Origin of the sequence: Anaerosolibacter sp., from assembly GCF_029240175.1 — a bacterium.
Lineage (GTDB): Bacteria > Bacillota > Clostridia > Peptostreptococcales > Thermotaleaceae > Anaerosolibacter.
The window spans coordinates 119,865-130,168 of record NZ_JARBTM010000006.1; the positions used below are offsets into that span (position 1 = coordinate 119,865).

At 39.6% G+C, this 10,304-nt stretch carries 9 protein-coding genes; 1 reads left to right on the forward strand and 8 read right to left on the reverse strand.

Annotated elements, in window-relative coordinates:
• Positions 1-33: 33 nt before the first annotated feature.
• From K0R93_RS06455 to ftsE, 5 genes are all read right to left on the reverse strand, one after another.
• Positions 34-1,212, reverse strand: a complete 1,179-nt coding sequence (locus K0R93_RS06455; RefSeq protein ID WP_300299154.1) for an ABC transporter permease — start codon at positions 1,210-1,212, stop codon at positions 34-36.
• Positions 1,209-1,970 (reverse strand): ABC transporter ATP-binding protein, encoded by a 762-nt coding sequence (locus K0R93_RS06460; RefSeq protein ID WP_300299156.1) that lies wholly within the window; start codon positions 1,968-1,970, stop codon positions 1,209-1,211. Before K0R93_RS06460 ends, K0R93_RS06455 begins: the two co-directional genes overlap by 4 nt.
• A gap of 99 nt (positions 1,971-2,069) precedes the next feature.
• Positions 2,070-3,197, reverse strand: a complete 1,128-nt coding sequence (locus K0R93_RS06465; protein WP_300299158.1) for a murein hydrolase activator EnvC family protein — start codon at positions 3,195-3,197, stop codon at positions 2,070-2,072.
• A gap of 25 nt (positions 3,198-3,222) precedes the next feature.
• Complete coding sequence (ftsX, locus tag K0R93_RS06470; protein WP_300299160.1) at positions 3,223-4,125, reverse strand: permease-like cell division protein FtsX; 903 nt, start codon at positions 4,123-4,125, stop codon at positions 3,223-3,225.
• Positions 4,109-4,795, reverse strand: coding sequence for a cell division ATP-binding protein FtsE (gene ftsE, locus K0R93_RS06475; protein ID WP_300299162.1), 687 nt, complete (start codon positions 4,793-4,795; stop codon positions 4,109-4,111). The genes ftsX and ftsE overlap by 17 nt, the downstream gene beginning before the upstream one ends.
• A 240-nt stretch (positions 4,796-5,035) precedes the next feature.
• On the opposite strand from ftsE, the gene K0R93_RS06480 reads away from it, so the two are divergent.
• The gene (locus K0R93_RS06480) at positions 5,036-5,605 is read left to right on the forward strand and encodes a 5-formyltetrahydrofolate cyclo-ligase (protein ID WP_300299164.1); all 570 of its coding nucleotides are present in this window, start codon (positions 5,036-5,038) and stop codon (positions 5,603-5,605) included.
• Between the two features lie 28 nt (positions 5,606-5,633).
• On the opposite strand, the gene K0R93_RS06485 is transcribed toward K0R93_RS06480, so the two are convergent.
• From K0R93_RS06485 to K0R93_RS06495, 3 genes are all read right to left on the reverse strand, one after another.
• Complete coding sequence (locus tag K0R93_RS06485; RefSeq protein WP_300299166.1) at positions 5,634-8,039, reverse strand: Lon protease family protein; 2,406 nt, start codon at positions 8,037-8,039, stop codon at positions 5,634-5,636.
• A gap of 136 nt (positions 8,040-8,175) precedes the next feature.
• Complete coding sequence (locus tag K0R93_RS06490) at positions 8,176-9,390, reverse strand: LysM peptidoglycan-binding domain-containing protein (protein ID WP_300299168.1); 1,215 nt, start codon at positions 9,388-9,390, stop codon at positions 8,176-8,178.
• A 178-nt stretch (positions 9,391-9,568) separates the two neighbouring features.
• Entirely contained in the window at positions 9,569-10,042 is a 474-nt protein-coding gene (locus tag K0R93_RS06495) for a protease complex subunit PrcB family protein (protein WP_300299170.1), read from the reverse strand.
• Between the last annotated feature and the right edge of the window lie 262 nt (positions 10,043-10,304).

Below are 10,304 nucleotides of genomic sequence, written 5' to 3' on the forward strand. Positions count from 1 at the left end.
TGTCTTATCCTATTATACCATTGATGCACCCCATCAAGACCTAAAAATTACCCACTCCTGGTCAAACATATACTTTGCAAAAAATATGGCTGCCAGCACCAACACCCCCGAAACCCCGAAGGTAATACCTATGTGTAAAGGATTAATCACAAACAATGCTTCTTTGATGAGGAGTACCGCGTTCAATATTGGTATAAAGAACATCACATCAGAAGTTGTTTTGATATCTGAAAACATAGTTAAGTACACAGGTACCATCAGTACAATGGTTAATGGGCTCATATACGTGGTAGCTTCCTTGTAAGATCTTGCAAAGATACTAATGACCAGTAAAATGGCACTGATAATCATGGCAATCACAATAGAGATACATGCCATAATCAGTATGCCTAGGGCGGAAATGGTGATATCCGTAGGCAGCATCTCCGGCGAAGTTCTTGATGCAATCACTAAGCCAGTCAACGATGCCACAACGCCTAATACCGATGCAAAGGTCACTGTTATATATTTACCGATCAATATTGACAGTCGACTGGCACCTGTAGAGAGCAAAGGCTCCAGTGACTGTCTTTCCTTTTCTCCCGCGGCCAAATCTATAGACACTGGAATACCCCCAATGATGGGGTATAATACCAGCAGCATAGGCAGTAAGAAAGACAACATAAATAATCCCGGACCTGAATTCTCCTTTGTGATTGTTTCTTCCTCTAATCGAATGGGTGTCAATATGGACGGATCAATGCCGCGATCCGCTAATCTTTGACTAACAACTTGATTGTTATAGTCTTCCAATACACCTTTTATCTTCGGTAAAGCGAAGCTTGATTCTGTACTGGATTCGTCATACTTTATGGTGATCTCCCCTTGCTGTCCATTACTTAATTTTTGTTCAAAGCTACTGCCGATCACAACAATGGCTTTAATTCTACCTTTCTCTAAAGCCTGGTGGGGATTCTCTTCCTGTGTGACCTCTATAATAGGGTCATCATCTAATTTCTTTATTACCCTTTCTCCATCTAAGGGGGCTTCTACTGCTATTTTGATTCCTGCATTCACTGATTTTTCCACCTTATCCATGCCACTTCCCATTAAATTGAACAATACAGGGAAAAGCAAGGTAGGAATCAAAATACTGGCAATCCAGGTTCTCTTGTCACGGAATATCCCCTTCAATTCTTTTTTCAGAACGATCCCTACGTGCTTCCAGTTCATCGCCCATCACCTACCAATCTTACAAAAATATCCTCAAGGGTTTTACCCTGGTACTTTTCCTTTAACTCATCGATTGTACCCACGGCAATAATGCTTCCTTTATGAATAATAGCGATTCTGTCACAAAGCTTTTCTACCTCATGCATGGTATGACTGGAAAATATAACGGCTTTCCCCAAGTCTTTGCATTCCTTTATAAAATCATGAATTAATCTGGCGGCTGTTACATCTAGTCCCGATGTAGGCTCATCGAAAAGCATAATCAGCGGGTCATGAATGATGCAGCGGGCAATGGAAACTTTTTGTTTCATTCCCTTGGAGAATTTGCCTGCCCTGCGATCTAAGTAATCTTCCATCCCCAGTTTCTTGGCCAATAATTCAATCCGGGTGTCCATCTCGTCTTTCTTCATGTTGTTCAATGCACCAAAATAAGCGATATTTTCCCTGGCCGTCAATTTGTCATACAATCCTACCTCACCACCAAACAATATACCGATTTGGCTTCTCACTTGTTCTGGCTCCCGTATAAGATCTACGCCATTAATGAATGCCGTCCCTGATGTGGGCATTAACATGGTTGCCAACATACGCAGGGTCGTTGTTTTTCCCGCACCATTTTCTCCTAGGAGCCCCAAAACCTCTCCAGCCTTCACAGAGAATTCTATTCCATTTACAGCATGGATTTCCTTTGTTAGCTTTTTCAGTCCTTTTCCTTGGACATCTTTAAATACCTTGCTAAGTTTTCTTACCTCAATCATTCTGCCACCCCCATATATTTCCATTTACATTATAGTCTAATTACCCATCAATAACAAGAAAAGTCATATACTTTTTCAGTATATGACTTTTCATAATTTTTATTTTACCCATGGAATAGGATCCACATAGTTTCCGTTTTTCCTTACTTCAAAGTGAAGGTGAGGGCCTGTTGACATTCCTGTACTACCCGCTTTCGCGATGGTCTGGCCTTTTTTCACTTTCGCGCCATCATTTACAGATAAGCTGGAATTGTGGGCGTAAAGGGTAACGATACCGCCCCCATGGTCAATCATGATCACTTTTCCATATCCCCCTAACCAGTCGGAATGGATTACCGTTCCATCACCAGCGGCCACAACACTTTTTCCCAATGGAATTCCTATATCGATGCCCGTGTGAAGCTTCTTTGTCTTAAGAATTGGATGTATCCTATATCCAAAGGGTGATGTAATTCTCGTGTATCCTGGTGCTGGCCAAGCCATCTCTCCTCCTGTATAGTCGCCCTTAGATTGCTTTCTTCTAATTTCTTCTGCGATCTTTTGTGCATAGTCATTCAAATCGTCAATTTGCTTTTCCAAGGCTACATTATCCTGCTGAACCTTTTGCTTTTCTTTTGCAACCTGTCCCCGACTTAATGCTAGCTCATTTTGCTTTACTTCCATTTTATTTTTCATAGAAACCATTTGTCCTTCATAGGCCTCAAGCTTCTTTTTCTTGTCATCAATAGCTTCCCGCTGTTCCTTCATGTATTTCAAAAGTCCAGTATCGTGGTCTATCACCTTCTGCACCATGTCCATCTTTGAAAAGAAATCTACGATATTTGCCGATGCCAGCAATACCTCGGCGTAGCCTACATTTCCATTCTTATACATAACCCGTAGTCGAGCATTAAGGACATCATTCTTGCTAGCAATATTGCTCTCGGCTTTCTGTAGTTCGGCTCTTGTTTTTTCAATTTGAGATTTGGTCATGGTGATCTGATTACTGATACTGCCGATCTCCTGCTCAGTTTGGTCAATTTTTTGATCTAATGTCTTTATTTGGGTCGTCAGATTTTTTTCCTGCTTTTTATTGGCATTCATTTTTTGCTGAAAGTTCTTAATCTGCTGGGTAATCTGATTTAATTTTTTTTGTTCACTGGCAGCATCTGACGCAAAGCCCTGCGCTGTAAATGTAAAAATCAATAATATGCTCATTATCCATATCCAAAAACGCTTTTGCTTCATTTTCATCCCCCTTTGACGCTTGCTACTATACTCTTAGGAATTTTCTCATGGAAAAGATGCTTCCTAGTGCTCCAATACCAGCCCCTAAAACAATAAAAATAACTGCCAGATTTTGAATGGCTATGGTTGAAGGAATCATGTGGGCAGACAACATCACATATAGTTTTTGCGTAACCACATCCACTGCAATTTTATATCCATATCCTACAACACTCAAAGCAATCAGGGCACCTATACAACCCAGTACAAGACCCTCTATAAGGAAAGGCCATCTGATAAACCAATTGGTTGCCCCAACATATTTCATAATATTGATTTCCCGATATCTCGAAGCTACCGCCAGCTTAATGGTATTTGCAATAATAAACATAGAAATACCAATCAGGATTACAATCAATCCTATTCCTACCATTCGAATAAAGTGGGTAATTTTCAGAAGGTTGTCCACAATATCTTTATAGTACTTTACCTCTTCAATTCCATCCTGGTTCTTAAGGGCATTTACAACCCCATCGGCATAGCTTACATCTTTCATCTTAATTACATAGGAATTCGGCAGGGGATTGGTCTCAAGGCCTTCAAGCAAATAACCTTGATCTCCCCACTGGCTTTTCATGTTTTCCAGTGCTTCATCCTTGGATAAAAAATCTATTTCATCAATGCCCTCCACTGCAATAATCGCCTCACCAATTTTCTCAATACCAGCTGCATCTACTTCATCTTTTATATATACCTGAACAGAATCAAATTGCTCCTTTGCTGACTCTGCCAAGCTATTGATATTCAAGACCAACATGAAAACAATGCCTAAAATCACCAGTGCTGACGCCACCGATCCAATGGAAGCTATGCTCATCATCCTGTTTCGCCAAATACTCGTTAATCCCTGCTTGATCATATATGAAACGGTTCTAATCCTCATAGCCATATACACCCTTCCTGTCATCCCGTACAACTCTTCCTTGTTCCAAAGCGATTACTCGCTGCTGCATCACGTCTACGATTTCTTTGGCATGGGTGGCCATGACAATAGTTGTTCCTCTGCGATTGATTTGTTTGAGCAATTTCATAATCTCCCAAGCAGTTTCAGGATCTAAATTTCCAGTAGGCTCGTCCGCTATCAATACAGCTGGATTGTTCACTATCGCTCGGGCAATCGATACTCTCTGTTGTTCTCCGCCTGAAAGCTGATCAGGATACATATTTGATTTACCGCTCAAGCCTACCATGCTAAGAATCATAGGCACCTGTCTTCTAACTTCCTTAGGGTGGGCCTCAATAATCTCCATGGCAAAGGCCACATTTTCATAAACCGTTTTATTGGGAAGTAGACGGAAGTCCTGAAAGACTACACCCATTTTTCTTCTTAGTTGAGGAACCTTCCTTCTGGATAGGGTTGTGGCTTCTAAATCATCGATAATGATTTTTCCCTCTGTGGGATCTACCTCCTTGAGCAGCATCTTAATAAAAGTAGATTTCCCGGCACCACTGGGTCCCACAAGAAAAACAAAATCCCCTTTGTCGATTTTTATATTAATATTTGAAAGGGCCATTGTCCCGTTTGTATACTGTTTGGTTACATTCAAGAGTTCTATCATCTCACCATCTCCTACTATAATTTACAATTCTACATATTCATTCATTTTCCTCTACTATTTTACCACGAATTTCATGTTGCTTTGTGATAAATCTGTGAGGATAACAAATATTTCTACTTTTTTCCCCATATTCTATTATATAATGAATTTAAAGATTTCCAAATAGTTATAAATTACCATAGTTCAACATCTGCTATCTTGTTTGATAAGGATACTTATCTTGGTTTGGAGGGATAACGTTTGAAGAATCAGATTCGTAAAGAAAAATTGAATATGAGAAGTACATTAACTGACGAAGAATTACAGCAGAAGAGTTTCAATATTTTCCAAAAACTAAAGAACTTCCCCTTGGTCCAGGAAGCCAAAAATATATCGGTATATGTGGATTTTAGAAATGAAGTAAAAACAGACCAAATCATTCAGCACTTTCTTTCCGTTGGAAAAAAAGTCATGGTCCCTATTAGTATTCCCTCTACGAAACAACTGCTTTTTTCCCAGCTTATCGATCCAGAAAAAGACTTAATACCTGGAAATTATGGAATTCTGGAACCGAGACAAGATGCTATACGTATCGTTGACCCCGATTGCTTGGATTTAATCCTCGTTCCTGGTGTAGCCTTTGACCTTCAGGGTTATCGAATAGGCTACGGCGGTGGATACTATGATCGCTTCTTTAGTCAACAGAAGAAAAGAATTTCAGCGATAGCCTTAGCATTTGATCTTCAAATTGCAGAAGCTCTGCCTAGTGAACCCTTTGATCACCCAGTTGACTATATCATCACAGAAACCCGTATCATCACATGCAAATAGGGCAGGAAAACCTGCCCTATTTCAATGTTCATTCTTTTTTATCTTCTTCATCAATATCTTTTGAAAACTCCTCTAGTTTCTTTTCTACAAGATCGTAAATCGTACCCATAGAATACTTTCCGTTTTGATCTTTCACACCTGCCGGTACATCTGTAAGTATTTCAATGCCTTCGTCAATGGTATGGATTGAATATATGTTGAACATGCCTGTCTCTACAGCCTTCATAACTTCATCATTCAGCATCAAATTCTTCACATTCTGATGAGGAATCATTACACCTTGATGACCTGTTAAACCTTTTAGCTTACATACCTTAAAGAATCCTTCAATTTTTTCATTCACGCCGCCGATGGGCTGAATCTCACCCTTCTGGTTTACGGAACCTGTCACTGCAATATATTGTTTTATCGGCACACCTGAAAGGCTGGAAAGCAGTGCATAAAGTTCGGTACTGGAGGCACTATCCCCATCAACGCCAGAGTACAATTGCTCGAATACAATATTGGCGGATAGTGAAAGTGGTCTTTTTTGAGCAAACTTTGATCCAAAGTATCCACTTAAAATGAGTACACCCTTGTCATGGATGCTGCCGCTTCTCTTGATTTCTCTTTCTATGTTGATAATGCCTGATTTGCCTCTATAGGTGGTTACTGTGATTTTACTTGGCTTGCCAAAGGAATATTCCCCAGAGCCAGTAACAGCTAAGCCATTAATTTCACCAATTTTTTCGCCCTCTACATCTAACAGTAAGGTTCCATCTTCAAACATCTCTAGAACCTTCTCTTCATATTTATTGTTGCGATATATTTTTTGTTCAATGGCCTTTTCCACATGTTCAATGCTGATGATCTCTGCTCCCATAGCCTCAGCTACTAGATCCGCCTCATAGAGGACTTCTACCACTTGATTAAATCGTGAACTCAGCTTTGCTTGATTGTCTGCCAGTCTCGAGCTGTATTCGATGATCCTTCCCACCGCTGATCTATCAAAATGTTTTAATCTTTCTTTTTCGCAGTGGGTAGCGATAAATCGCGCCATTTTATACATATTCTCTTTGTTGCGATCCATTTCGATGTCGAAGTCAGCCATGATCTTGAACAGCTTTTTAAATTCTTCATCATAACTGTATAGTATGGAGTAGGTATATGGGTCTCCTATGATCACAACCTTAATATCTAGTGGAATTGGCTGTGGTTTCAAGGATGTGGTGATTACATATCCCATCTGTTTATCCAAACTCTCAATATTGATCTCCCCAGTCTTCAATGCCCGCTTCAAAGCTGTCCATGCGAAAGGATTGGACAGGATATCCTTAGCCTGAAGAATTAAGTAACCTCCGTTGGCCCTATGCAGTGCGCCTGACTTGATTTGCATAAAGTCTGTCTTCATAACACCCAGTTCATTCTTATATTCGACGCCGCCAATCAAATTATGATAACTGGGGTTTGTCTCGTTGATAAGAGGGGCACCTGCTTTCTCTCCATTTTCAATAAATAGATTTACTTGATATCTATCAAAAAAAGCCTCAGTGGATCGCATTTGAAACATAGCCAAGGGATTACCGCTTAGATCTGGTTTGTCACCAGTTTTAAATTTCTCAATATGTTCTACAATATCATCCTCCATCTGGCGGAGATATTCTTCTACACATTTATTTTCTCCAAACTTTTCGATGAGCTGCCCAATATGAAAATCTACTATATCTAATCCGCTTTTCTCATCCAATTGTTTTACTCTTTTTCTATATTCATCCTCTAAGGATCGGAGCTTATTAAAAATATCAATGGTCTCCAGACTCAATTGGTTTGATTTCTTGCGCAGCATCTCGATTTCATCAGACTCTAGGCTCCTATACTCTTCCTCCGTCATAGGCCTCCCTTCTTTTAACGGGATACTCATTAGCCCTCGCTCTGTCTGGGTAAAGATAAAATCATAGGCCTTAGCTAAATTATTCAACTCTTCGATCGTCTCTTGGGTATATTTCTCATACTGCTGCAGCAGCACACTTTTCTTATTTTCATACTCCCTGCCTTGAAATATCTCAGGAATTTCTTTTTGAAGATGGCTAATCATGTTTTCTATTTCTTTTTTAAATACTTTTCCTAATCCTGGTCTTAAGTTAAGTGCCAGAGGACAATCGGGGGTCTTAAAATTATGTACATACACCCAATCATCGGATGCTTGCTTTACCTCTGCTTTTCTTTCCACGATGGATAGTGCATAACTGTTTCTTCCTGTCCCACTTTGACCCGACACAAAAATGTTGTAGCCCTTCTTTTTAATATCTAGTCCAAATTCCAACGCTTCTGCCGCTCTTTTTTGTCCTATAATACCCTGTAACGGATATAAATCCGCTGTCGTATTAAAATCAAAAACACTGGTGTCACATTTACTTTTCAATTTATCTACTGTAAGTCTGCATTTATCTCTCATTCCTTCAACCTCCCTACCTTAGTTTGTAGATATATATACCCTGTTATGTATCGACTAACTATAAACTTCAGTTTTTTCAAAAATAAAAGCACCTTTTTGACGATCAATCACTCAAAAAGGTGCTTTTATCTCTTATTTATTTCATTCCTGCAGCAATTTTGATGTTGGCCTGATGATCCAAATCAACCTCTCCATCTTTATGCCTTGTACTATTGGCAAAATGAACATCCATATGGCCTGAAAATCCATTATCCGTAATCGTTTGAACATCATGGGGCATGGAAGCTGCAGATGCCGCAATTTTTCGACCGTTATATTCAACAATTACTGGTCTCGTCTTCCAGCTATAAGTACCACCCCAAACTTGTTTCATAATTTCCGCGTCGGTCTTTGTAATAGGCTCACAATCAGCATGATTTGCCCCCATACTACGCTTCATGTTCCAGGATTTGCCCGTATAAAAATCTGTCATTTTGTACTGGGCTCCAATAGGTAGGACGTATTGGGCTTCTGTCCACCAGTCAAGATATTCGCCATATTGACTTCCCGGCGTAGACTTTACAGGTACATGATGAACAGGCACCTTTAGCTGATCTCCTATATTCAGTACTGTATTTTCACTCATATTGTTTACTTTCATGAGCTCATACATGGGTATTCCAAACTTAATTGATATTTTCCAGAAATCATCACCCTTTTGTACAGCATAGGATGTGTAGGTAACGTATGGTGCTGAGTCTGTGTTTTCGATAGTTATTGGTGAAGAAGTCGCAGGCGCCGACGCTGTTTCACCCGATGGAATTTTTATTTGCTGCCCTACATAGAGGGTTGTCCTCTCAGTGTGTCCATTGTAATCCATCAGTTTTCTAATATCAATGCCCATCTTCTGGCTAATGATCCAGTAAGTGTCCCCTGCTTGGACAGTATACGTTGCTTCCTTTACTGCTGTTGTATCAGTCCCTGGGATGATAAGCTTATCTCCAATATTTAGTACCGTATTCTGGGTTGCATTATTCGTCTTCATCAGAAGATTTATATCTACTCCATATTTTTGGCTGATGATCCAAAAAGTGTCTCCTGATTGAACTGTATGTAGCTTGTCCCCTGTCACAGCAGCATTCGTTGAGGGAATAATAATATTCTGACCCACATAAAGAATGGTCTTTTCTGTAGAATTATTGGCCTTCATCAAGCTTTCTATAGTGATTCCGTATTTTTGGCTAATGATCCAAAAGGTGTCTCCAGCCTGCACTTTATAAGCTAAATCCTGTCCATAAGTCATTCCTATACTGCCTGCAAAAATTGATAAACCAAGGGTGCTCGATAAAATCAGTTTCTTCCAATTCATCATCAATTGTCCTCCCTATCGTGTATTTTCATATTTTCACTTTCTAAATAGACATCTATTGTGAAACCCCAAGCCTTATTCTATGATAAATCTACTTATTACTTTTTCGACATTTTTCGTCATTATCTTCTATGTAAATCATGGAAAAAGCCTGCATCAAAATTTGATGCAGGCTTAAAGATTAATCGTCATATTTTACTTTTAACTCAATTTTATCTGGCAATGCTTTCAATTCTGTCTTTGCCACCACATAAGGATATGTAACCACCTGTGTCACCACATCCCCAGGTTGAGGATCTTCAAACTGGGCATACACCACCATTTTGGTTTTCTCTTCCTCAGTCACTTTTTCAATTCTGTCTATATCAACAGTAAATCCACCTGTAGGTTTTTCTCCCCTAGTTACAATGACATAAATTTCATCATCGATCTTGCAGGCTAAAGCTCTCTCAAGGGCTTTATACCTAGGCAATATCTCCTGTATCTTTTGTGGAATTGCTTCTTCGCTTAAAACTTCAAAAGGCACGCCAGCATCATCCTTCATAAAATACTTTACAGTATAAATTCCAGCAAACACAATCATTATAATCATAGCCATAATCGCTATGGTTTTCCAATTGAGTGCCTTTAATTTTAGATTCAACTTCACTTTCATACCGAATCCCCCTCTCTTCTCATCTATAGTAATACTTATTCTAGAGGGGGTACAAATATTCTAAATGTTGGGAAAAGTAGTTGTGAAATTAAGCGGAGAAATTTAAGACACATTTGTAGGAAGATGCGGCATAACGACAACGGTCGGACAGGGTCGTCCGACCCTACAAAAGATTATGAAATTATGTTTTAGGGTAGGGAACGATGCCCTCATCGTTCCGAATGATATGAATTAAAAATTGCGGACCGACGGGGGCATCGAT